We start from the raw sequence: 22,504 nt of genomic DNA, 5'->3' as shown, positions 1-22,504 counted from the left end.
CGCTGGGTTTCCAGGCCGCTGCGGAACTCGGCATAGGTTGCTGAACGCAACCTATAAACGCCTCAGACAGTCCTCGCGGAAGTCCCCTGAAAACCCAGCTGCGCTAAACACGTGGCCTGATGGCTTCCAAAACAGTGCGCTTGCAAAGGACCTCCTGAAGTTAACAGGGGGACCTATCAGTGTAATTCGAAGACCTTTGGCCTGCGCTAACCACCGACCAGGCTGATCATCACTCCAGCCGCCACCGCAGATCCGATCACACCGGCGACATTCGGCCCCATCGCGTGCATCAACAGGAAATTGTGCGGATTAGCCTCCAGCCCGACCTTGTTACTGACACGCGCGGCCATGGGCACGGCAGAAACTCCGGCAGAGCCGATGAGCGGATTCAGCGGCGTACTGCCGAAGCGGTTCATCAGCTTGGCTATGAGCACACCGGAAGCGGTGCCAATGGCGAAAGCGACAATGCCCAGTCCCAGGATACCCAGTGTGTTGATGTCGAGGAACTTGTCGGCCACCAACTTTGAACCTACGGAAAGGCCCAGGAATATCGTGGTGATATTGATCAAGGCGTTCTGCGCTGTATCAGAGAGCCTGTCGACCACGCCGCATTCTTTCATCAGATTCCCAAAGCAGAACATACCCAACAGGGGCGCCGCGTCGGGTAACAGCAACGCCACGAGGATCAGCAGTACCAGTGGAAAGACAATTTTCTCGCGACGTGAAACCGGCCTGAGCTGCACCATCTCGATCTTGCGCTCCGCCTCGGTAGTGAGCGCACGCATGATAGGTGGCTGTATCATCGGCACCAGCGCCATATAGGAATAGGCGGCGACAGCAATGGCGCCCAGCAGGTCAGGTGCCAGTATGGATGAAACGTAAATCGCGGTGGGGCCGTCGGCGCCGCCGATAATCCCGATAGCTGCCGCGTCGGCGATAGAGAAGTCCATCAGCCCTACAGAGGTCAAGCCCACGGCACCGAGCACCGTGGCAAATATACCAAACTGGGCGGCAGCACCCAGGAACAGTGTCTTCGGGTTGGCTAACAGCGGACCGAAATCCGTCATCGCGCCCACCCCCATGAATATGACCAGTGGTGCAACACCACTGGCGATAGAGACTGTATAAAAATTGTAGAGCATGCCATTGCCGAAACCGGCATCCAGTGCCCACTGGTGAATAGCGAGGTGCGTGGCCGAGTCGACGGCAGCGTATGCGGCAAGCAGTTCCTTGCTACTGTCGACAGCGACGATACCCAACAGGCGGGTCAACTCGACAATCTGAGCCGGGTCAGCGCCCTGCACAGCGTTCTCCACCGCTGAGTAGGCCAAACCGGCCCCCGGGATATTGGCGAGAATACCGCCGAAACCTATGGGCACAAGCAACAGGGGCTCAAAGCCCTTGCGAATTGCCAGAAACAGCAGCCCGAGGCCAATGAGCATCATAAAAGCTTGCCCAAAGGTCATCTGGGCCAGCCCGGAGGCGCTCCACAGTGTAATCAGGTTATCCATATCAGCCCAGGGTGACCAGGGTGTCGCCGACGGCAACGGCGTCGCCAACTTTCACATCAATGCTGACAATGCTGGCATCCTGGCTGGCGCGCACTTCCGTTTCCATTTTCATGGCTTCAAGGATCAACACCACATCACCTGCGGCGACCGCGTCACCGGGGCTCACCTCTATTCTGATGATATTGCCAGCCAGCGGCGCCTTGAGCGGCTCACCGGCAGAAGGCGCGGGTGCGGCTGCAGCACCGGGCACCGCCGTCGGTGCTGGGGAAATAGCCGTAAGCTCGCCTCCCTCGGCGACCTCCACGACGTAGCTGTTGCCGTTCACTTTCACCGTGTAGACCTCAGGTCCGCCTGCAGGCGCAGCGCCCACGGAAGCCGCAGGAGTCGGCACCGCAGCTGGCTCATCGCCCGGTGCCGGTTCAAAGGCACCGGGGTTTCCGCGGTTTTCCAAGAACTTGAGACCAACCTGCGGGAACAACGCATAGGTCAGCACATCGTCAATCTCTCCCTCCCCGGTCGTCAGGGTAATGGACTTCTCTGAGGCCAGCTTGCGCAACTCATCTGCAAGGTGGTCCAGCTCCGCCTCCAGCAGGTCCGCCGGACGACAGGTAATAGCCTCGCCGCCTTCCAGCACTCGCGACTGCAGGTCTTCGCTAACCGGTGCGGGTGTGGCGCCGTATTCGCCCTTGAGCACGCCCGCGGTCTCACGGGATATCGATTTGTAACGCTCGCCCGTCAGCACATTGATCACCGATTGTGTGCCGACAATCTGTGAGGTAGGCGTGACCAGGGGGAGAAACCCCAGGTCCTTCCGAACCCGTGGAATCTCTTCCAGCACTGCGTCCAACTTGTCTGCGGCGCCCTGCTCCTTGAGCTGGCTTTCCATATTGGTGAGCATGCCTCCGGGTACCTGCGCTACCAGGATCCTTGAATCCACGCCGCGCAGTGCCCCCTCGAATTTTGCGTACTTCTTGCGCACGGCACGAAAATAGGATGCCACTTCCTCCAACTTGCCAATGTCCAGGCCTGTGTCCCGGTCCGTGCCGGCGAGCATCGCCACCACCGATTCAGTAGGCGAGTGACCGTAGGTCATGGACATAGATGAAATGGAGGTATCCACATTGTCGATACCGGCCTCCACACACTTGAGAATTGTGGTCGTGGACAGGCCAGTGGTGGCATGGCAATGCAACTGGATGGGGATGGCACAGGCGGCTTTCAGGCGAGTGACCAGTTCGTACCCGTCATAGGGATGCAGCAGACCGGCCATATCCTTAATGCATATCGAATCTGCACCCATGTCCTCGATGCGCTTGCCCTGCTCTACCCAGGAGTCGATATTATGCACCGGGCTCAAGGTGTAGGAGATCGTACCCTGGGCATGCTTGCCCACCTGCTTCACCGCCTGCAGAGCGACCTCTATATTGCGCATGTCGTTCATGGCATCAAACACCCGGAACACATCTATACCGCTGACGGCGGCGCGCTCCACAAACTTTGCCACCACGTCGTCGGCATAGTGACGATAGCCGAGAATATTCTGACCGCGGAACAGCATCTGCTGCGGCGTATTGGGCATCGCCTTTTTCAACTCACGCATGCGCTCCCAGGGATCTTCCCCGAGATAGCGGATACAGGCATCAAAGGTGGCGCCACCCCAGGACTCCAAAGACCAAAAGCCAATCTGGTCCAACTTCGCCGCGATCGGCAGCATATCCTCCAATCTGACGCGCGTGGCCAGCAGCGACTGCGATGCATCGCGCAAAACCACATCGGTAATGCCCAGGGGGCGCTTGTTATCGACCATGGGTGAAACCTCGTGTTCACATATTCTGGGTGGAACGGAATCTACTTCTCTTGTCGATGCCGGTGAATTGCCGCACTGATGACGGCGACCAGTTCCGGGTCATCCGTCTCCAACGCACGCGCCGGGACGGGCCTGACCCTGGGCAGCTGCTGCACTTCGGCAAAAAAACGACCGACAAAAGCGGACATGGCGGTGGTGGCCACAACGAGAAGCGCGAGAAACACCACTACGGTACCCATACCGTAGATCATGAGTTCGACGCCCTGAGCCATGATGTTACCCTGCATATCACTCCTACCTGCAGCCGCGTTACTGCCTGCCCCGTCAGCACGGGAAAACCCAACTATAAAGCAGCTGATGAACTAGTGCCATCGCCAGTACGCGGGAGTCGCTGTGCCTGCTGCGGCAGCTGGCGTATAATCCGCGACTTCTTCCCCTGAATGACCGTAAAAACCCGGACACATGCGCCTTTTACTTGCCCCCATGGAGGGAGTTGTCGACCACACCATGCGCGAGCTGCTCACATCACTGGGCGGGCTGGATCGTTGCGTCACGGAGTTTGTACGGGTCAGTGAACGCCTGTTGCCGCCCAGAGTGTTCTATCGGTTGTGCCCGGAACTGCACAACGGTGGAAACACCGTTTCCGGTGTGCCCGTGTACCTGCAACTACTTGGCGGCCAGCCCGGTGTACTCGCTGAAAACGCTGCCCGCGCTGCAGAGCTGGGCGCACCGGGCATCGACCTGAACTTTGGCTGCCCGGCCAGGACAGTGAACAAGTCAGACGGCGGGTCCATCATACTGCGCCAACCTGAGCGTGTAGCCGCGATTACCGCCGCCGTGCGCGCAGCGGTGCCCGCTGAAGTACCTGTTACCGTGAAGACCAGGCTGGGCTATGAGCACCACGAGCAGTTTCTGGAGATCGTACAGGGCATAGCCGCAGCGGGCGCAACCGAACTCACCATTCACGCGCGCACCAAGCGCCACGGCTACCGCCCCCCGGCCTACTGGGAGGAGATCGCCAGGGCCCGGGAGGTCGTGGACATACCGCTGATAGCAAACGGGGAAATCTGGAGCACTGATGATGCCTTGCGCTGCCGACAGGTGAGCAGCTGTGAAGACCTGATGCTGGGCAGGGGCGCGCTCTGCCGGCCAGACCTGCCGCGCCTGGTGCGTGCAGCGCATGCTGGAGAGGATGTCCCCTCGCTCACCTGGACACAGGTGCTGCCCCTGCTAATGCGCTACTACGAACTCACCTTGACGCACTATGACGCGGCTTACGTCGGCAATCCTATCAAGCAGTGGCTGGTATACCTGCGTACGTACTACCCTCAGGCTGCCGTGCTTTTCGAACGCATCAAACGCCTGCGTGGTGCACACGATATAGGCGAGGGCCTGAGCCGGGAAATAGCAGACCATGGCAGTCGACCGGCTGCAGCCTGAGCCCTCTGGGGCAGCGTGCCCCTAGGCTGTAAGTCGCCCGGACTGCGCCACTTCAAGCTCCAGTTCATAGAGTTCCTGTCGCAGTTGCTCCAGTTCCCGGGTTGCCACGGCGCGCCAGTCAGCACAGCTCTCTTCCTCGGTTTCCAGTTGATGCGCGACATCCAGAGCGTCCTGGTTCAGATCCAGACTGGCAAAGTCATGACCCCTGCCCGGCTCACCGACGCCGCTCTGGAACGCGGACAGCATAAGGTACCCGGCCTTGAGGTGCTCCTCCAGCCGGGGATCGGAGCTATTGCCGATACAAAACAGCAGGGCGTCACGCAGCATGGCCTTAGCGTGGGGGAGCCGAGCCGCATCTACGATCTGTCCGGGCATGGGTGCCGAGCACTCCAGATAACGGGCGTAGTCCAGCACCATACGCTGGGCACCAACATAGTCCATTTCTCGTGCGCCACCGCTGGGCTGGCCGAACAAACGGGTGAAGAGATTCATAGTATGACTCCGGTGCAGGCTGCTGAGTTGTTATCAGCTATTGGAACCTAACCGGCGTATTGCGCGTATGGCCACCCGCGCCAGTTGCATGGCCGCGGGCGACAGCTTCGCCTGTGCTAGAAGATCGTCGGGACCATCGCGTCGATCAGGCGGGGCCCGCGTTGCGTCATGGCTTCAGCGAACTGGGCATTGAACTCTTCGGCAGTGGTCGCGCGACTGGCTTGTACGCCCATACCGCTGGCCATAGAGACAAAGTCCATATCGGGGCTGCCGATATCCAACGTGCTGGCAGCGCTGGGGCCGGGCACGCCGCCGCGGGCACCGGTGCGGCCAAACTCCATTTCAAGGATGGAGTACTTGCGGTTATTGAATATGACGACAGTGACGTCGGCATTTTCCCGCGCCATGGTCCACAACGCTTGTATGGTGTACATGGCACTGCCGTCCCCTTCCAGGCAGACCACCTTGCGATCCGGAACCGCGATTGCTGCACCCAGGGCCGCGGGCAGCCCCCAACCGATACTGCCACCGGTCTGGTTGAGCTGGTCATGGGGTCGTGCAGTTGCGGTGAACATATTGACCATCATGCCCGAGGTAATGCCCTCATCCACCAGCACCGCGTCCTCGGGGAGGTAATGGGCGATGGCCATACCCACCTTGGCCGCATCCAACTCGCCTTCCGGCAACTCAGGCAAATTCAGCGCATGCACCCGCGGCTCAGCCTCCTCGGCTCCACATTCGCGGGCCAGGGCCTGCAGCGCTGCAGTAATATCATCGTTGGGCCCGGCCATGACAAATCGGTCGCAGGTATCCGGGGCAATCGCGCTGGGCACACCCGGGTAAGCGAAGAATGACACCGGGTCGGAAGCGCCGACCAGAATCAGTTGTTCAACATCCTTGATGCTGTCAATCGCCAGTTCGGCAAGGTAGGCCAGGCGATCGATAACCGCCGTGCCAGCACCCCGGGCTACCTTGCCCGGCAGCACCTCGATCAATGCCTGCGCACCGGTCGTGCTGGCAATACGATCCAATAACAACCCCTGTTCCCGCGTCACCTCGCGCCCACCGATAAGAATCAGGCTGTTGCTGCTCGAGCGCAGTCTCTGTGCCGCTTCACTCACTCGCTGCGCCGGCACATCCGCCAGACCGGCTACCTGCACAGGGCCCTCGGCACCGTTGGGGTTATCTCCCCAGGAGACATCAGCGGGCAGCACCAGCGTGGCCACCTGGCCAATGCCAGCCTGCAGCACCGCCTCTGCAGCGTCGCGGGCAATATCGGCCGAGGACTTCGATGTGTGTACCCAATGGGAAACCGGGCGCGCTATACCTTCAATATCCGAGGTCAGTGGCGCATCGTATTCCAGGTGATAGGTCGCGTGATCGCCGACGATATTGACCATCGGTGAATGGCCCTTTCTGGCGTTGTGGACGTTGGCCAGTGCATTGCCCAGACCGGGGCCAAGGTGCAACAGAGTGGAGGCCGGCTTACCTTTCATACGCGCATAGCCGTCGGCGGCGCCACTGAGCACCCCCTCGAAAAGGCACAGCACGCAGCGCATTTCCTCCACTTCATCCAGTGCGGCGACGAAATGCATCTCGGAGGTACCCGGGTTGGTAAAACACACTTCTATCCCGTTGTTGGTCAGGGTGGTAAGCAAACTCTGTGCACCATTCATTGTCCGTTCTCCGTGTTTGACGGCGACGCGGGGGCGGCCATGGTCGCCTCGCGGGTTGCCTTGAACTCTACTTTGTCGTTCCACCGGGGAAAGTCGCTGTTGTTCGCCAGTTTATTGCCCATGGTGAACAGCAACTGCACCTCCTGTACCGCGCCGCGAAGGTCCCAGTCCGGGGAGTATTCGTCCGATGGCTTGTGATAATGGTCGCGTATATAGCGATTCAAACGGGCCGCGCCCCATTCCTTGCCGTGCTCGATACTGTCGGTGGAACGAGTGAGGTAGAGCGCTGGCACACCTACCCGGGCCAGGGAGAAGTGATCGGAGCGGTAGTAGAAGCCTTTTTCCGGAAAGGGCTCCTGAACCACGACCCGGCCCTGCTCCTGCACGGCGTCCAGCAGGTAGTTTTCCAACTCGCTGTTGCCAAACCCCACCACCGCTACATCCCGGGTGAGACCCAGCTGGCCTGCAGCGATATTATCCATATTGAAATTCGCCACGGTTTTTTGCAGTGGAAAAACAGGGTTCTCGCCATACCACTTTGAGCCCAGCAGGCCGGATTCTTCGGCGGTCACCGCCAGGAACATCACAGAGCGTTCAGGCGGCGTATCCTGATCTTTAAACATGCGCGCCAGGGAAAACAACGCAGCCGTGCCCGATGCATTGTCGCTGGCACCATTGTATATATCGTCGTCTCCCTCATTCGGCCGAACACCCAGGTGGTCCCAGTGCGCGGTATAGATCACCACCTCATCTGGCGACTCGCTCCCAGGCAACAGGGCAACGACGTTACGGCTGACCATGCTGTTGACCTGGTTATTCAAAGTGACCGACGCAGCGATGTCGCCCAGCGGCCGTGCGCGAAAGCCAGGCCTGGCAGCTGCTGCTTTCATCTGCGCGTAATCCATTCCTGCAGCGGCAAACAGGCGCTCCGCCTGCTCAACCGGAATCCAGCCCTGGACGGCGGCGCGATCGGCATTCCTGTTTTCTGCGGTAAGGCCGATCTGGCCAGCGGACCAACTGCTGCGCACCACGTCCCAGGCATAAGCCGCCGGCGCGGTCTCGTGAACAATGATTACACCGGCCGCGCCCTGGCGCGCCGCCTCTTCGTATTTATAAGTCCAGCGGCCATAGTAGGTCATGGCATTCCCATTGAAGACGTCCGGGTCCTGGGTGGCGTAGCCCGGATCATTGATCAGGACCACCACGGTTTTGCCGGTCACATTCACATCGGCATAGTCGTTCCAGCCACGCTCGGGCGCATTGATGCCATAACCCGCAAATACCAGCGGCGAATCATCCAGCCTGGTAGACGCCATCTGCTGCAGGGTAAACAGCATCATGTCATCGCCAAAGGCGAGGTCGGCGCTGAAGTCGCTACCCCTCAGGGACAGTACCGCATCGTGAGAGGGAACCACGGAGGTAATCGGAACATCCTGGAGCCATTCACCCTGGTTCCCCGGTTCCAGCCCCAACGCCTGAAACTGCTCCACAAGATAGGCGATGGTTTTTTCTTCCCCTGGCGTGCCCGGTGCCCTGCCCTCGTAGGCATCGGAAGCCAACTCGGCAATATGGCGATGCAGTTCCGTTGAAATAGCATCCGCGCCGGACTGCAGTGCCCCTGTGTTATTTTGCGGGTCATGGGCACAGGCGGTGATAGCGGCGGCGGCGCCGATTGCCACAAATAGCTTCTTCATCAAAAACCCCGAATAGTGTGTAAAGAGCGCTATCATACTGGCAATCGTAGCGTCACGCCCAGAGCGACCTGCGCTGATAACAATACAAATGTTCGACCTGCGCTGACCACCTGTACCCTTGAGTCGGCTCGCGCTTATAACAACAAGGACACTGGTAAATGACCATAACAACCGCCTACAACCCGGCTCAGGATACGGGCTTCTTTGGCCACCCCCGCGGCCTGTTCGTCTGCTTCGCTACTGAATTGTGGGAACGTTTCTCTTTTTACGGCATGAAGTACCTGCTTCTACTCTATCTCACCAAGTATCACCTGTTCAGCGACAGTAACGGTCTGGAGGTACTGGGCAGCTATGCCGCGCTGGTTTACGCGATGCCAGTAATAGGCGGGTTGCTGGCAGACCGTTACCTGGGAATGCGCAAGGCGGTGATTTTTGGCGGGGTCCTGCTGGTCCTGGGCCACCTGGGCATGGCGGTAGAGGGCGAACAGGCGCGCTTGATAGAGGGCCAGGTAGTCCGCGACGAGGGCGCCCTGCAGGTGTTCTATTTTTCACTGGCGCTCATCGTCGTTGGCGTAGGTTTTCTCAAGCCGAATATCTCCACTATTGTCGGTCGGCTGTACACTGAGAGCGACCCCCGGCGCGACTCCGGCTTCACCATCTTTTACATGGGCATCAATATCGGCGCCTTTGCCGCCACCCTCCTCTGCGGCTACCTGGGCGAAACCTACGGCTGGGCTTACGGTTTCGGTGCCGCTGGTATAGGCATGCTGGTGGGTCTGGCCACCTTTATCTCCGGGCAGAAACACCTGCATAACCACGCCGAGCCTCACCAACCCGCCCTGCTCGAAGAACGCAGCTCCATCGGTCTCAACAAAGAACTCACTATTTACCTGGGAGCCCTGGTCGGCGTGGCAGTTGCCTGGCGCATGCTGCAATTTCACGGGGCCGTAGGCATGACGCTCAACCTGCTATCGGTGGCAGTGCTTGCCGGGTTGACCTGGTTCATCGCCACCCAGTGCGACAGTGTTGAACGGGATCGGATGATCGCCCTCGTCGTGCTGACCATGTCTACCGTGGTGTTTTGGGCCTTGTTCGAGCAAGCGGCGGGCTCCATGACCCTGTTTGCCGATCGCGTGATGGACCGCACTTTACTGGGCATGGAACTGACAGCAGCACAATATGGTTCTCTCAACTCCCTCTTTATATTTCTGTTTGCCCCCTTCTTCGCCTGGTTGTGGACCGCCCTGAACAAACGCGGACTGGAGCCCGGCACACCGGTCAAGTTTGCGCTGGGCATAGGCCAGGCCGGCCTGGGTTTCGGGGCGCTGGTGTGGGGGGCCGCCAACCCCGACGCCAGCGGACTGGTGGCCAGCTACTGGATGGTGCTGGCCTACCTGTTACATACCTGCGGTGAGCTGTGTCTGTCGCCAGTAGGACTTTCTGCCGTGACTCGGCTCGCCGTGCCCCGCGTTGTCGGGGTGATGATGGGCGCATGGTTCCTGGCCACTGCCTACTCCGAGTTCGTCGCCGTACAGCTGGCCAAGTTAGCAGCGATAGAGACGGTTAACGGCAGCGTCACCGATGTGGGCGCCGCACTGGAAAGCTACAGCAGCCTGTTTAATGACCTGCTCTATGTCGGCCTGGGCATGGGCGTACTGCTGCTGTTGCTCTCGCCATTACTGAAGAAACTCATGCACGGAGTGCATTAATCACCAATGATGGCTTGGCAAAACAACACGGTTCACCGTACATTGGCCCTATAAACACAGGCCACAACACGGGGACAATTGCGCGGGGTGAACAAGTTTAACCTCACGTTCAGGGGCGAGGTTTTGCCGGGCAAGGATCCCGACAAGGCCAGGGCCGGTTTTGCCGCCTTATTCGATATCCAGGACCCCGAACGACTGGAGCAGTTTTTCAGTGGTAAAACCATCATTCTGCGTCGCAACCTGGAGCGCAAGGCCGCCGCCGAGTACTACCTGAAGCTAAACCAGCTCGGTTTAGAAGCTGAGCTGGTCAAGCCGGGACCGGAAAATGATGTGGAATCCACCGAGACGACTCAACAGTCAGGGGCTCCGCAGGATGCAGCCGGGCGCAAGGCACAGAAGAAAAGTGACAAACGCTTGCCGACGCGCAAGCAAGGGGCGCAGGACTCCAGAACCTCTGGTGCAGAAAAGCAGCGCCGCAAGCGGGAAGCGCTGGCACAGTTGCAACACGCAGCAGCACAGCGCAAGGAAGCTGCCGCTGAACGGGAAAGACAGCACATTGCCGAACAGCTAGCGAAGGAACAGGCCACGAAACGCGCGGCGGAGGAAACCGCCCGCAAACTGGCCAGGGCGGAAGCCGAGCGACAACGCAAGGCTGAAGAAACGGCACTTAAAAAAGCCGAGGCAGAAGCCGAACGGCAACGCAAGGCCGAGGAAACTGCGCGTAAAAAAGCCGAGGCAGAAGCCGAACGGCAGCGCAAGGCCGAGGAAACGGCACGTAAAAAAGCCAAGGCAGAAGCCGAACAGCAACGCAAGGCCGAGGAAACGGCACGTAAAAAAGCCGAGGCAGAGGCCGAACAGCAACGCAAGGCTGAGGAAACGGCGCGTAAAAAAGCCGAGGCAGAGGCCGAACAGCAACGCAAGGCTGAGGAAACGGCACGTAAAAAAGCCGAGGCAGAGCGGCAGCGCAAACTCGAAGAAACTGCACGAAAAAAGCAAAAAGCTGAAGCAGCCGCGCGCAGAAAAAGCGAGGCGGATGCGCAACAACAACGCAGGCCAGATGCGGCCTGCCAAAGTACAGGCGCAGCAACGGGCAAGCGCCCTTCCACGGCCAAGCCGACAGCGCATACTAGCGCCCTGGAAGAAAAAGCCATAGAGGCAGGCGCCCGGGCTCTGGCCGGCACGCCCAGCTTGAAGCGCACTACCGCCAGGGTCAAATCGCGTCTGGAGTTGCCGCGGAGGAATGACACGGTCCGCAGCGGTGGCAATAATAACCCGCCGGGATCGCCCAACCCCTATCGACTGCTACCCTTTCGCAGCACCACAGAAATTCGCCAGCGCTCAACAATCGCTGCACAGCAGAGTCGCAGGGGTGTCCTGATGGGGTGCATCGCGCTGGCGATGCTACTGATGCTTCTTGGGCGATTCCTGAGCCTGAACCCCGCAACCCCGCCACAGGGACCATCTGCTATCGCAGCGAGTTCAGCCGGCAACCTGGTTATCCTCGCCGGCGATACCTTACTGCTTCACAACCGGGCGGGCGTACCCACGGAGTCACTGCGGGCGGAGACGCTCGCGCTGCGCGACCTGTCCGGGCCAATAGCCTTCGACCTGCAGGGAGACTTGTTAATTGGCGCCCGCGCTGCGGGCACAGACAGCAGTCCGAGAGCGATGTGGCGCTGTAAGCTTGATGAGCGCAGTTGTCAGCCTGTCACCGAGCCACAATTCAGCCCTCCGCCGACGGCCCTCACAATGAATTCGCTCACCGGCGAATGGTTTATCGCCGCTGAAGAGCGTTTGAGCAAACTGGGCAGCGATGGTGAGCTACGCGCAAAACTGGAGTTACCACTGCCCACGCAACCGACCCTGCGCCTGGACTCGGGCCTGCTGTTCATGAACAGCGCCCAGGCACCGGCTATCAGCGTATTCCGCTACGAGGACAAGGCCTTTGGCCAGCAGTTGGATGAAATTCTCCTGTTGCCTCCACCTGCACTGCAGCGAGAGCAAACTCGCGTAGGCGACTTTATTCGCAATGGCGACTTCTGGTGGGTCAATATGCATAACCCGGATACCGAAACCGCAGGGCTATACCTGTTCGACCGCGACTGGACGTTCATTCGGGAACTGCCGCGTGGCGCGGTTCTGGGACAGGGACAACTGGTCAACTGGGGGGAACGGGTTTTACTGTTCAGCGACCAGCAAGAAAGTGTTTTGCGCTTTAGCCGCCTGGGCCAGACAGAAGTACCGCTGCAGTCCGAATCCCTGGCGCAGCTGATTGACCAGGCTTCAGGCCAACTTACCTGGACGACCCTGGCGTGGCAGGCAACCCTGCTACTGCTGCTATTATCCAGTCTCGGCGGATTTTCCTGGGCCTATTTGCAGTCAACGCGAGCGTTGGTCTACAGCAGCAGGCCCACCCATGGCGCGCCACCCCTGGATGACGTGGCCGAGGACATTCATTGGCTGCAGAGCGCTCCGCATCGTACCCGGCAGTGGCGCCAGCGCAACATTGCCTGGGCTGCACTCGCCATCGCCTGCCTGATAGTACTGATCGGGCTTGGCGTTTCCCTGGTGCAATTGATGGCAGCGGCGACGGCGCTCGCCGGCTTCGCCGTGGCCCTGCAGATCATGTTGCGCAGTGAGCCCGAACACGCAGGCCTGCTGGCTGAACAGCTGGTACTGGCAGACCACAGGGAGATGTACCACCTGGCAACAGGGCCCCGCATACACTACCGGGGGCCGTTCGTTGTTGTTGATGATGTCATTATTTTCACCGGCAACAAGTGGTTTCCGGGCTTGCATCAGCAACAGGTAAAGAGAGAACTTGAACCACGGGTAACAGCGGGGGTTCGCGTGGACCGCAAAACGATTGCGGTAAAGCTGCTGCAGAGCAGGCATCCTGTCGCCAAGAGCGGTATTGCCATCGCCGTGGGTGCCATACTGGGCGCATTGTTCCTGGCGATCAGTTTTCTGCCCTGGCAGGGCTAGAGCGACGGCCAGAATCCGATATACTTGGCCCTCTTCTACCGGGATCATTGCCAACATGAGTGAAAGCATTAACCCCCGCGTCTCCCTGTTTGTCACCTGCCTCGCCGACCTGATGCGTCCTTCCGTCGCTTTCGCCAGCATCCGCCTGCTGGAGCAGGCCGGCTGTATTGTCGACGTACCCTTGCAGCAAACCTGCTGCGGGCAGCCGGGATACAACAGCGGCGAATATGAAGCGACCATCCCTATCGCCCGCCAGACTATCGAACTGTTTGAGCACGCTGAGTACGTGGTCGCCCCCTCCGGTTCCTGTGCGGGAATGATCTGCCATCATTACCCCAAACTGCTGGACGGTGAGTGGCGAGAACGAGCACTGGCCCTGGCAGAAAAAACCTTTGAACTGACCAGCTTTCTTGTCGACGTGGTAAAACTGGAATCAGCGCCGGCCGTATCCACAGACCTGCCGCCCATTACCTACCATGACAGTTGCGCAGGATTACGTGAAATGGGCGTTAAAGATCAGCCCCGGCAACTGCTGAAAACGCTGTGTGACGTGGAAATAAACGAAATGCAGCAATCCGATGTCTGCTGTGGATTCGGTGGCACTTTCTGCGCCAAGATGCCGGATATTTCAGAAAAAATGGTGGATGACAAACTACGCAATGCCGGCAACAGCGGCGCTACCCTGCTCACTGGCGGTGATCTGGGGTGCCTGCTGAATATCGCCGGACGCGCAAGACGGCAAGGTCTGGAGCTGGAGGTCCGTCACGTGGCTGAGATACTCAGCGGCGACCTCTACTCCCCCGCCATCGGCGAAGGAGACTAGCCCAATGGAACAGCACAGCCAGCACTTCAAGGAAAACGCCGCACGCGCCCTTGCCGACGCCAGTGCCGTTGCCCAGCGTGACATACTCGCCCTGTTTACACCGTTGATGCGCGAAGCCGCGGTGAGCGAATTCGGTGACTTTGCAGCCCTGCGCGATCACGTGAAGAAAATGCGGCAGCACACACTGGACAACCTGGATTACTACCTCGCGCGCTTCGAACTGGAGGCCACCAACAACGGTAACCGCATCCATTACGCGGAAACCGCAGAAGATATGAATTCCATTGTGCTGGACATATGCCAGCAACATGGCGCGCGGAAAGTCGCCAAGGGCAAGTCCATGGTAACCGAGGAAACCGGACTCAACGACTTCCTGCAGCGCGGTGGGATGGAGGTACTGGAGACGGACCTTGGAGAATATATTGTCCAGCAGGCCGGGGAGACTCCAAGCCACATCGTCGGCCCCGCACTGCATAAAACCCAGCAGCAGATCCGCGAACAGTTCCTGGAAAATCACGACCTGGGTGAACGCGACCTCGAGTCCATCGGTGATCTCGTTGGCGAGGCACGCACCGTACTGCGCGACCACTTCCTGGAAGCTGACGTCGGCATCATCGGCTCCAATGCGTTGATTGCCGAGAACGGCTATTCCATGCTGGTAACCAACGAGGGCAATGGCGACCTTTGCGCCAACCTGCCTAGTGTACTCATCATCTGTACGACGCTGGACCGGGTATTACCCAGAGCAGAGGACGCCACCGCGATACAGCGCCTTTTGGTACGCTCCGCAACCGGTCAGCCGCAAACCTGTTACACCAGTTTCTACTCTGGGCCCCGGCGTGCGCAGGATGCCGACGGCCCACTGGAGACTCACATTGTCCTGCTGGATGGCCAGCGCACCGATATTCTTGCCAGCGATTACAGTGAGATGCTGCGCTGCATACGCTGTGGCAGTTGCCTGAATCACTGCCCCATATTCGCCGCCACCGGTGGGCACAGTTACGGCTGGGTGTATCCCGGCCCTATGGGCTCTGTGCTGACACCGCTACTGACATCGCTGGAGGCCAGCGAAGCACTGCCCAACGCTTGTACCAGTTGCGGTCGGTGTGAGGAAGTATGCCCCAGCGCGATCCCACTACCGGACATGCTGCGCGACCTGCGCCACGAGCAGAGTGTACAGAAAATAACCCCCGCGAGCTGGCGCAACGGTCTGCGCCTGCATGCCTGGATCGCGACTCGCCCGCGCCTCTACCAGGCCCTTACCGGCATTGGCATATCGCTGATGCATCGCCTTGGTGGGAAGAAAGGTGGTTTCAGCAAGCTACCACTTGCCAGCGGCTGGACCAGCAAACGCGATTTTCCGGCCCCCCAGGGTGAGACGTTTATGCGTCAGTATCGGCGGAGGAGCCAGTCAAATGAACGATGACAGCCGCTCGAGAATCATGTCTAAAGTGCGCGGCAGCTGCGCCGGGAATGAGGCGGCAGTTATCGACCAGGCACGCGAAGCGCTGGGTTCAGCCCCCTCGGCAGCCTTGCCCCACACAGACACCTGCATTGCATTTATGACCAATGTGCTGCGCAACCAGGGTACGCTGGATGTCGCCCCGGACCGCAGTGCCGCCGTTAAAATGATTGCCCAGTACGTGTACCAGCACTACCGTAGCCACCGACTGGTTGCGGGCAATGATCCACGGCTGGCCGCCATGCCCTGGCGCGACGGCGGAGTCCTGCCCCGCTTTGGCGAGTTGGAAGCCGGCGAGCAGATCGCCCTGAGTTACGCCCAATGGGGAGTCGCTGAAACCGGGGCCACCGTTTTTCTCTCCGGCAAGCACAACCCCTCGCGCAACAACTTCCTGCCCGAGCATCATGTGGTGTTGGTAGATGCAGACAGCCTTCTACCGGATCTGGAAACGCTGTGGCAACGAGTGAACGCCTCCATGGCCCAGGGGGACAGGCCGCGCGGTATCAACTGTGTGGCCGGGCCTTCCAGCACCGGCGATATCGAAGGACAGATCGTCTATGGCGCCCATGGCCCCCGGGCCTGGCACGTGGTTCTGCTGGGCGAGGTCAGTGCAGAGCAGTCAGACACTGCTCGCGCCCTGCACGCCGGCGAATAAAACCCCGTCTACAGCGCTGGCTGAGGGCGGGATCTATTGACGGGTGTGGCCGCGCAGCTTCAGAGCGGCGTATAGGAGAATTTCTGTCCGCCCAGGGCCGCTTCGTACATCAGGCCGCCTTTGGCAATAGTGAATATCGCCATGCCCTTGCGATACCCGCCGTGCGCCGTGGCAGCATTATTCTGGCCACCGCTGATGCCGCTGGCCAGGCCACCTCCGGTATTGGCCTCAGCTGAGACGCCGGCAGTAATCGCGACGGCGGTCGCCTGTGCACTGAATTCAAAATTTCCGGAGGTGAATTCGCGAAAAGCGCGCTGGTCCTCAAAGAATATAACCTGGCTATACGCCTGGCCGCCCAGCTGAAAGCCCATGGTGATCTGGGTCATGGTTGCGTTACCCACGTGCTGGCCGGCAGCATAAACCTGGCCCTTGCCATGGGCACCGCCGATGCCTACCCCTCCCTTACCAATAGTCGGGAAAACTGCGTAGCCGTACGCCGAGTTGAAATACACCCCGCTCTCGCCGGCCTGTTTGAACGCATTGATGGCCTTGTCGTAGTTTTCCTGCGCCATGATGCCCGGTGCGGCCAGCGCAAAACAGACGGCCAGAAGACCCGCTTTGAGAATACTTCGCATGCTATTTCCTCGAATTGGAGTATGTCGGCCGGGAGCGGCCGCGTGACGCCATTGTCGACAGCCAGCCATCCCCGGTCAAGGACAGCCTGCCAGGGAGCTTAACCGGTATTGCGCATACCCGCGGCAATGCCCGCAATCGTCACCATGATTGCCCGCTCCAGGCGCTCATCTTCCTGTTCTCTGTTGCGCTGCAGTAACTCAGCCTGCAGGAAGTTCAGCGGATCGGTATAAATATTGCGCAAGCGAATGGTCTCGGCAGTCCACGGCTGGTCGGCGAGCAACTCGCGCTCTCCCTGAATAGCTAAAACGCACTCAATATCCTCGCTCAGCTGCGCGCGAAGCCCAGCACCGATTTCCTGCAGCGCTGGCGGCACGAGCACCTCATCGTAGTAGGCCGATAACCCCTTGTCTGCCTTCGCATAAACCATTTCCAGCATTGACAGGCGAGTCGAGAAAAAAGGCCACCCGGCCGCCATCTCCCGAAGCAGTTCGGCCTTGCCCGCTGCCACGGCATTGGACAGCGCTCGCCCGGCCCCCAACCATGCGGGAAGCATCAGCCGATTCTGCGACCAGGCAAATATCCAGGGAATAGCGCGCAGGCTCTCGATGCCGCCACCGCCTTTACGCCGGGCCGGACGCGAGCCCAGTGGCAGCTTGGCCAGCTCCTGTTCCGGCGTGGCATGGCGGAAATACGGTACGAACTCAGGTTCTTCACGCACCACCGCACGATAAGCTGCACAGGAGTCGTCGGAGAGTGTCTCCATTATTTCCCGCCAGTCCGCCCTGGGTGCCGGCGGGGTAAGCAGATTGGCGCGGCAAATCGCGACCGTGTACACCGCCAGTGTCTTCACCGCCAGTGACGTCCAACCGAGCTTGGTACGAATCATTTCGCCCTGCTCAGTCACCCGCAGACCGTTCTTGAGTGACCCGGGTGGCTGGGAAAGCAGGGCTTCACGCGCCGGCGCGCCACCGCGGCCGATAGTGCCGCCCCGACCGTGGAATAGCGTCAGCTCAACCGCGTGCTCGGCGCAGACCGCCAACAGCTCTTCCTGCGCCCGGTACTGGGCCCAGGAGGCGGCCAATACACCGGCGTCCTTGGCTGAATCGGAATAACCGATCATCACCATCATGCGTCCGCTAACCTGGCCGCGATACCATGCATCCTGCAGCAAGTCAGCGACGACGGCGCGAGCCCTGGACAGATCGTCCAGGGTCTCGAAAAGCGGCGCCACGGGAATTGCCTGGGTCACCCCGGACTCCTGCAATAACAGGTGCACCGCCAGAACATCCGAGGCCTGGCGAGCCATGGATATGACGTAAGCACCCAGGGCCCTGGACGGCTGCTCTGCAGCCACCGCGCAGGTATCAAGCACTTCCTGTACGTCTGCCGAGGGTTGCCAGTGCCGCGGGATCAGGGGTCGACGATTGCCCAGCTCGCGGAGCAGGAATGCGCGACGGGTATCTTCGTCCCAGTCAGCATAATCACCCAGGCCCAGGCTGCGGGTAATTTCAGATAAGGCCTCTGTGTGGCGAGCACTGTCCTGGCGAATATCGTGACGCACCAGGTAGACACCGAAGCAACGCACCCGGCGCAGCACATCCAGCAGTGTCCCGCGGGCAATTATTTCCATCCCACATTCCGTGAGCGAGTGGTAACAGGCCAGTAGCGGTTCCCAAAGCTGCGCTTCAGTGACGAGAATATCCGCCTCGACAGGCGTCTCACCGCGCAGCCGTATTTCGATATGCTCGCGGGTTCTGCGCAGCAGCTTGCGCAATTGCCTTAGAATAGCTCGATACGGTTCATGGGCATCACCCGCGAGCTCACGCAGCGAATCACTGCAGCGCGTCACCGACAATTCTTCCAGTAGTCGATTGACATCGCCGAGATAAAGGTCCGTCGCCTGCCAGCGAGAGAGCAACATGACCTCTCTGGTGACCGCTGCGGTTACGTTCGGGTTGCCGTCGCGGTCACCACCCATCCAGGAGACAAAACTGACCGGCGCCGCGTCCAGCGGCAACCGCTGGCCGCAGTGCTGCTCCAGGGCGTCATCCAGCCGGCGCATGAATTCCGGAACCGCCCGCCACAGCGACTCCTCGACCACGGCAAAGCCCCACTTCGCCTCATCTACCGGTGTGGGACGTTCCCGACGGAAGTCGTCTCCATGCCAGATCTGCGCCACCAACCCACGCAACCGGGCGCGCAACTGGCCTTCCTCTCGTTCGCTGAGGCCCCCGAGGTCCAACTGGCTGAGGCAGGCTCCAATTTCACTATGCTTATGAATCAGGGTGCGCCGGGTGATTTCAGTGGGGTGTGCGGTTAGCACCAGCTCGATTTTAAGTTCGGCTATAGCCGCGGCTACCGCTTCGGCGGTAATTCCCTGTTCACGCAATTCACGCATGCTGTTATTGAGATTTCGTGAAGCGGAGAGGACCGGGTCCATGCGACGCGAGACCAGGTGCTGTTGCTCCGCAATGTTCGCCAGGTTAAGGAACTGGGCGAAAGCCCGTGCCACCGGCACCAGCTGTTCGTTGTCCAGGTCACGGAGTTGTGCCAACAACTGCTGGCGATCCTTAGGGGAACCCTCACGGGCCCCCTTGGAAAGACCTCGAATCCGCTCAATCAGGGCAAGGAAGTCATCTCCTTCCGCTCCCGCGATAGTGTCGCCCAGTATCCGCCCCAGGTCACTGACGTTGCTGCGCAGACTGCTGTAATCCGACTCCGGGGCAGACTGACTCACCAGTTACTCACCTTTTTCAACAAATCAACCACGCGGCAGGAGTAACCCCACTCGTTATCGTACCAGTTGAGTACGCGTAAATAGCGATCGGCAGTCACGCCGGTAAATCCGGCGTCGTAAATCGATGAATGTGAATTGCCTATGATGTCAGAAGAGACTATCGGCGCATCGGTATATTGCAGAATGCCCCGCAGGCGATCCGAGTCCGCGGCCGCACGCACCACATTGTTCACGTCATCGACATTGACCGACTTGCCCAGCTTGACGAACAGGTCTACCACGGAGCCATCCGGCACCGGCACGCGCGCAGCGATGCCATGCAGCTTGCCCTGCAAGTCCGGAAGCACCTGGCCAACGGCTTTAGCGGCGCCGGTCGAGGTGGGGATAATATTCTCCGCGGCCGCCCGACTGCGGCGCCAGTCCGTATGAGGTACATCGGCGAGACGCTGGTCGTTGGTATAGGCGTGCACGGTATTGATAACACCCTCCTCTATCCCGAACTCGTCGTTGAGCACTCGCGCCATGGGCGCCAGACAGTTGGTGGTGCAACTGGCATTGGAGATGATGCGGTGCGATGCATTCAGCCCCTCATCGTTAACCCCCAGCACCACGGTGTAATCCACGGGGTCCTTGGCGGGCACCGTAAGCAGCACGCGGCTGGCCCCGGCCTGCAGGTGCTGCTCCAGTTGTTCGCGCTTGCGAAACACGCCGGTGGCTTCCACCACCACGTCCACGCCCAGTTCACGCCAGGGCAGGTCTGCGGGGTCGCGCACACTGATCAATTTCGCGCGACTCTTGTCAGTCACAAAATGATCATCTTCCAGTTTCAGGTTTTTCCCGAAAGGCCCCATAACCGTGTCGTAGCTGAGCAGATAGCGCAGCGCGTCATAGTCGAACAGGTCATTGATGGCGACAACGTCAACGCCCTCGACACCCTCAAGGATTCGGAACACTGAGCGCCCGATACGGCCAAAGCCATTGATACCCACTTTCATTACGCTGCCTCCTGTTGCTGATCCAGCTGTTTGTAGAGCCGCACCACATCAAGCAGGCGCGCCGCGTGGCCGAGATTCTCGTACCAGCTCAATGTCTTGATGGTATTGCCGCCTGCCTTGATCGTTCCCTTGGTATCGAACAACAATGAAAGCGGGTTACCAATAACGTCAGAAGATACGATTGGATCCTCTACAACGCCGATAATGCCCGGGTGACGCGCCGCAGCAGCGCGCATGGCCTCGTTCACCGCCTCCACTTCCACAGCGCTGTCCGCCATAACCAGATTCACGTCCAGCAAACAGCCCTCCTGCACCGGCACATTCAATGCCGAGGTCAATATCTTGCCATCGAAGTCCGGCAGTATCCGACCCAGCCACAGGCTTGCTTCGTGGTTGTTGGGAATAATGTTCTTGGCCGCTGACCGACTGCGACGAAAGTCTGAACCAGCATAATCCTGCAGCGCCTGATCCGAGGTAAATGCATGAATCGTGGTCATACTGCCGCACTCGATGGCGAACTCGGGCGCCAGGCTGTGTAATAGAAGCGCCAGCGCACTGGTGGTAGCAGAGCCCGCAGAGATCATGCGATCGTCGACGCTGGCGCTGGCCTCATTGATACCCGGGATAACGATACGGTCTATATGATCAGTTGGCAGCGTCCTCAGCAGGACACGGGGGGCTCCATTACCCAGATGACTCTCCATCGACTCACGGTCACGGTACTTGCCAGTGGAATCGATCACCGCATCCACGCCGAAGATGTCCCAGGGCATTTCTGCCGGACGGTCGATCTCCATCAGCCGGGCCCTGCAGCGCTCATTGACCAGGAAATTACCCTCCAGCCGATGGCGCTCTGGCTGCTCTACCTCGGAGTTAAGCAGGTATTGCAGTATCTCCGGCTTGCCGATGTCGGCAATCGCCACCACTTCGATGTCGTCGCTGTGCGACGCAAACTCAAATATCTGTCGACCGGTCTGGCCAAAACCCATAATACCCACTCGAACGGGCGCTTGTTGCGTCATCGTCACTCTCCTCTACTCGCTTAATTTTCTGCCATGGCCTCGCGAGCCAGTGCCTCGATTTCATTCCAGTTTGCATTGTCTACCAGATCACTGGATACCATCCATGACCCACCGCAACAAACTACGTTGGGTAGGGCAAGAAACGCACGAAAGTTGTCGCGATTCAGACCACCAGTCGGGCAAAACTGCATATCCGGGAACGGCCCGGCAAGCGCCTTCAGCATGGCCACACCACCGACAACGGTTGCTGGAAAGAGTTTGCAGACAGGCATTTGGTAGTCCCGGACTCGCATAACTTCAGAAGCAGAGGCAACGCCGGGGATGAACGTCAGGGGCGCATCGGATGCGGCGGCCAGCAGAGACTCCGTGCACCCGGGGCTGAGTGCCAGCGAGACGCCCAGATCCACCACCTGGGCGAGCTCCCGCTCATTAGTCACGGTACCAGCAGCAACTTGCATTTCGGGGACAGCTTCGCTCACAGCAGCGATGGCCGGTAAAGCAGCCGAGGTACGCAGGGTTATTTCGATGGCTCGCATTCCACCGGCCAGAAGCGCCCTGGCGAGACTAACAGTAGACTCCTCGTCCCGCGCCGTAACGACGGGCAGGACGCGATAAGGCGACAAATCAACTTCACTCATTGCTCATTCCATTCGTGTAATTTAATTACATTTAGACGATACTAGCTCCTTCCTTCCGCTCATGCAACAAGCCAGGAGAAAGTCTTCAACAGATTGGGCAATTTGCCATCATCAGCGGATTTCGCTATAAATAACCGGGTGTTTTTGATATTGCCTGAGATGCTGCGGTATCTGCCGCGGTCTTACAGCGGAGTATTTTTATTACATTTTTTTGATTGGGGA

General features: G+C 59.5%; 17 protein-coding genes. 6 read left to right on the top strand and 11 right to left on the bottom strand.

Annotation, left to right across the window (positions count from 1 at the left end; all coding sequences use genetic code 11):
* Positions 1–206 precede the first annotated feature (206 nt).
* The 3 genes from C0039_RS06990 to C0039_RS06980 are packed head-to-tail and all read right to left on the bottom strand — an operon-like array spanning position 207 to position 3,605.
* A complete protein-coding gene (locus tag C0039_RS06990) occupies positions 207–1,511 on the bottom strand; it encodes a sodium ion-translocating decarboxylase subunit beta (RefSeq protein ID WP_076001695.1) in 1,305 nt (434 codons plus the stop codon).
* Between the two features lies 1 nt (position 1,512).
* A complete protein-coding gene (oadA, locus tag C0039_RS06985) occupies positions 1,513–3,318 on the bottom strand; it encodes a sodium-extruding oxaloacetate decarboxylase subunit alpha (RefSeq protein ID WP_101517661.1) in 1,806 nt (601 codons plus the stop codon).
* A 41-nt stretch (positions 3,319–3,359) separates the two neighbouring features.
* Positions 3,360–3,605, bottom strand: coding sequence for an OadG family protein (locus tag C0039_RS06980; protein ID WP_076001697.1), 246 nt, complete (start codon positions 3,603–3,605; stop codon positions 3,360–3,362).
* A 175-nt stretch (positions 3,606–3,780) separates the two neighbouring features.
* Between C0039_RS06980 and C0039_RS06975 the strand changes: the two genes are divergently transcribed.
* Positions 3,781–4,758, top strand: a complete 978-nt coding sequence (locus C0039_RS06975; RefSeq protein ID WP_101517660.1) for a tRNA-dihydrouridine synthase — start codon at positions 3,781–3,783, stop codon at positions 4,756–4,758.
* Between the two features lie 21 nt (positions 4,759–4,779).
* On the opposite strand, the gene C0039_RS06970 is transcribed toward C0039_RS06975, so the two are convergent.
* From C0039_RS06970 to C0039_RS06960, 3 genes are all read right to left on the bottom strand, one after another.
* Positions 4,780–5,250 carry a hypothetical protein gene (locus tag C0039_RS06970; protein ID WP_101517659.1) on the bottom strand — a complete coding sequence of 157 codons (471 nt, stop codon included), beginning with the start codon at positions 5,248–5,250 and terminating at the stop codon, positions 4,780–4,782.
* Positions 5,251–5,366: 116 nt separating this feature from the next.
* A complete protein-coding gene (locus tag C0039_RS06965; protein WP_076001700.1) occupies positions 5,367–6,926 on the bottom strand; it encodes an acetolactate synthase large subunit in 1,560 nt (519 codons plus the stop codon).
* Positions 6,923–8,620 (bottom strand): M28 family metallopeptidase, encoded by a 1,698-nt coding sequence (locus C0039_RS06960; protein WP_101517687.1) that lies wholly within the window; start codon positions 8,618–8,620, stop codon positions 6,923–6,925. Before C0039_RS06960 ends, C0039_RS06965 begins: the two co-directional genes overlap by 4 nt.
* Before the next feature lie 158 nt (positions 8,621–8,778).
* On the opposite strand from C0039_RS06960, the gene C0039_RS06955 reads away from it, so the two are divergent.
* The 5 genes from C0039_RS06955 to C0039_RS06935 all read left to right on the top strand — a co-directional run bounded on the left by C0039_RS06955 (position 8,779) and on the right by C0039_RS06935 (position 16,254).
* Positions 8,779–10,329, top strand: coding sequence for a peptide MFS transporter (locus C0039_RS06955; RefSeq protein ID WP_101517658.1), 1,551 nt, complete (start codon positions 8,779–8,781; stop codon positions 10,327–10,329).
* A gap of 87 nt (positions 10,330–10,416) precedes the next feature.
* Positions 10,417–13,314 (top strand): hypothetical protein, encoded by a 2,898-nt coding sequence (locus C0039_RS06950; protein WP_101517657.1) that lies wholly within the window; start codon positions 10,417–10,419, stop codon positions 13,312–13,314.
* A 55-nt stretch (positions 13,315–13,369) separates the two neighbouring features.
* The gene (locus tag C0039_RS06945; RefSeq protein WP_076001703.1) at positions 13,370–14,137 is read left to right on the top strand and encodes a (Fe-S)-binding protein; all 768 of its coding nucleotides are present in this window, start codon (positions 13,370–13,372) and stop codon (positions 14,135–14,137) included.
* A 4-nt stretch (positions 14,138–14,141) separates the two neighbouring features.
* Positions 14,142–15,563, top strand: a complete 1,422-nt coding sequence (locus C0039_RS06940; protein WP_101517656.1) for a lactate utilization protein B — start codon at positions 14,142–14,144, stop codon at positions 15,561–15,563.
* Positions 15,553–16,254: a LutC/YkgG family protein gene (locus C0039_RS06935; RefSeq protein WP_101517655.1), complete on the top strand. Its 702-nt coding sequence runs from the start codon at positions 15,553–15,555 to the stop codon at positions 16,252–16,254. The genes C0039_RS06940 and C0039_RS06935 overlap by 11 nt, the downstream gene beginning before the upstream one ends.
* Before the next feature lie 59 nt (positions 16,255–16,313).
* Here the strand turns inward: C0039_RS06935 and C0039_RS06930 are convergent, their stop codons facing one another.
* The 5 genes from C0039_RS06930 to eda all read right to left on the bottom strand — a co-directional run bounded on the left by C0039_RS06930 (position 16,314) and on the right by eda (position 22,282).
* Positions 16,314–16,889 (bottom strand): YSC84-related protein, encoded by a 576-nt coding sequence (locus C0039_RS06930; protein WP_076001706.1) that lies wholly within the window; start codon positions 16,887–16,889, stop codon positions 16,314–16,316.
* Positions 16,890–16,987: 98 nt separating this feature from the next.
* Positions 16,988–19,627, bottom strand: a complete 2,640-nt coding sequence (gene ppc / locus C0039_RS06925) for a phosphoenolpyruvate carboxylase (protein WP_101517654.1) — start codon at positions 19,625–19,627, stop codon at positions 16,988–16,990.
* A complete protein-coding gene (gene gap / locus C0039_RS06920) occupies positions 19,624–20,622 on the bottom strand; it encodes a type I glyceraldehyde-3-phosphate dehydrogenase (protein WP_076001708.1) in 999 nt (332 codons plus the stop codon). The genes ppc and gap overlap by 4 nt, the downstream gene beginning before the upstream one ends.
* Positions 20,622–21,644 (bottom strand): type I glyceraldehyde-3-phosphate dehydrogenase, encoded by a 1,023-nt coding sequence (locus tag C0039_RS06915; protein WP_101517653.1) that lies wholly within the window; start codon positions 21,642–21,644, stop codon positions 20,622–20,624. Before C0039_RS06915 ends, gap begins: the two co-directional genes overlap by 1 nt.
* A gap of 20 nt (positions 21,645–21,664) precedes the next feature.
* On the bottom strand, positions 21,665–22,282 hold the full coding sequence (eda, locus tag C0039_RS06910; protein ID WP_076001710.1) for a bifunctional 4-hydroxy-2-oxoglutarate aldolase/2-dehydro-3-deoxy-phosphogluconate aldolase: 618 nt from the start codon (positions 22,280–22,282) through the stop codon (positions 21,665–21,667).
* Positions 22,283–22,504 lie beyond the last annotated feature (222 nt).

It is taken from the genome of Pseudohalioglobus lutimaris (assembly GCF_002866825.1).
Lineage (GTDB): Bacteria > Pseudomonadota > Gammaproteobacteria > Pseudomonadales > Halieaceae > Halioglobus > Halioglobus lutimaris.
The sequence above is the reverse complement of the archived record's forward strand: the minus strand, read 5'-3'. Positions and strand labels throughout refer to the sequence as shown.

What these genes read in the sequence shown, in the direction of transcription:
- C0039_RS06990 (WP_076001695.1), bottom strand. Translation starts at nt 1,511, where the DNA reads ATGGATAACCTGATTACACTGTGGAGCGCCTCCGGGCTGGCCCAGATG.
- oadA (WP_101517661.1), bottom strand. Translation starts at nt 3,318, where the DNA reads ATGGTCGATAACAAGCGCCCCCTGGGCATTACCGATGTGGTTTTGCGC.
- C0039_RS06980 (WP_076001697.1), bottom strand. Translation starts at nt 3,605, where the DNA reads ATGCAGGGTAACATCATGGCTCAGGGCGTCGAACTCATGATCTACGGT.
- C0039_RS06975 (WP_101517660.1), top strand. Translation starts at nt 3,781, where the DNA reads ATGCGCCTTTTACTTGCCCCCATGGAGGGAGTTGTCGACCACACCATG.
- C0039_RS06970 (WP_101517659.1), bottom strand. Translation starts at nt 5,250, where the DNA reads ATGAATCTCTTCACCCGTTTGTTCGGCCAGCCCAGCGGTGGCGCACGA.
- C0039_RS06965 (WP_076001700.1), bottom strand. Translation starts at nt 6,926, where the DNA reads ATGAATGGTGCACAGAGTTTGCTTACCACCCTGACCAACAACGGGATA.
- C0039_RS06960 (WP_101517687.1), bottom strand. Translation starts at nt 8,620, where the DNA reads ATGAAGAAGCTATTTGTGGCAATCGGCGCCGCCGCCGCTATCACCGCC.
- C0039_RS06955 (WP_101517658.1), top strand. Translation starts at nt 8,779, where the DNA reads ATGACCATAACAACCGCCTACAACCCGGCTCAGGATACGGGCTTCTTT.
- C0039_RS06945 (WP_076001703.1), top strand. Translation starts at nt 13,370, where the DNA reads ATGAGTGAAAGCATTAACCCCCGCGTCTCCCTGTTTGTCACCTGCCTC.
- C0039_RS06940 (WP_101517656.1), top strand. Translation starts at nt 14,142, where the DNA reads ATGGAACAGCACAGCCAGCACTTCAAGGAAAACGCCGCACGCGCCCTT.
- C0039_RS06935 (WP_101517655.1), top strand. Translation starts at nt 15,553, where the DNA reads ATGAACGATGACAGCCGCTCGAGAATCATGTCTAAAGTGCGCGGCAGC.
- C0039_RS06930 (WP_076001706.1), bottom strand. Translation starts at nt 16,889, where the DNA reads ATGCGAAGTATTCTCAAAGCGGGTCTTCTGGCCGTCTGTTTTGCGCTG.
- gap (WP_076001708.1), bottom strand. Translation starts at nt 20,622, where the DNA reads ATGAAAGTGGGTATCAATGGCTTTGGCCGTATCGGGCGCTCAGTGTTC.
- C0039_RS06915 (WP_101517653.1), bottom strand. Translation starts at nt 21,644, where the DNA reads ATGACGCAACAAGCGCCCGTTCGAGTGGGTATTATGGGTTTTGGCCAG.
- eda (WP_076001710.1), bottom strand. Translation starts at nt 22,282, where the DNA reads ATGAGTGAAGTTGATTTGTCGCCTTATCGCGTCCTGCCCGTCGTTACG.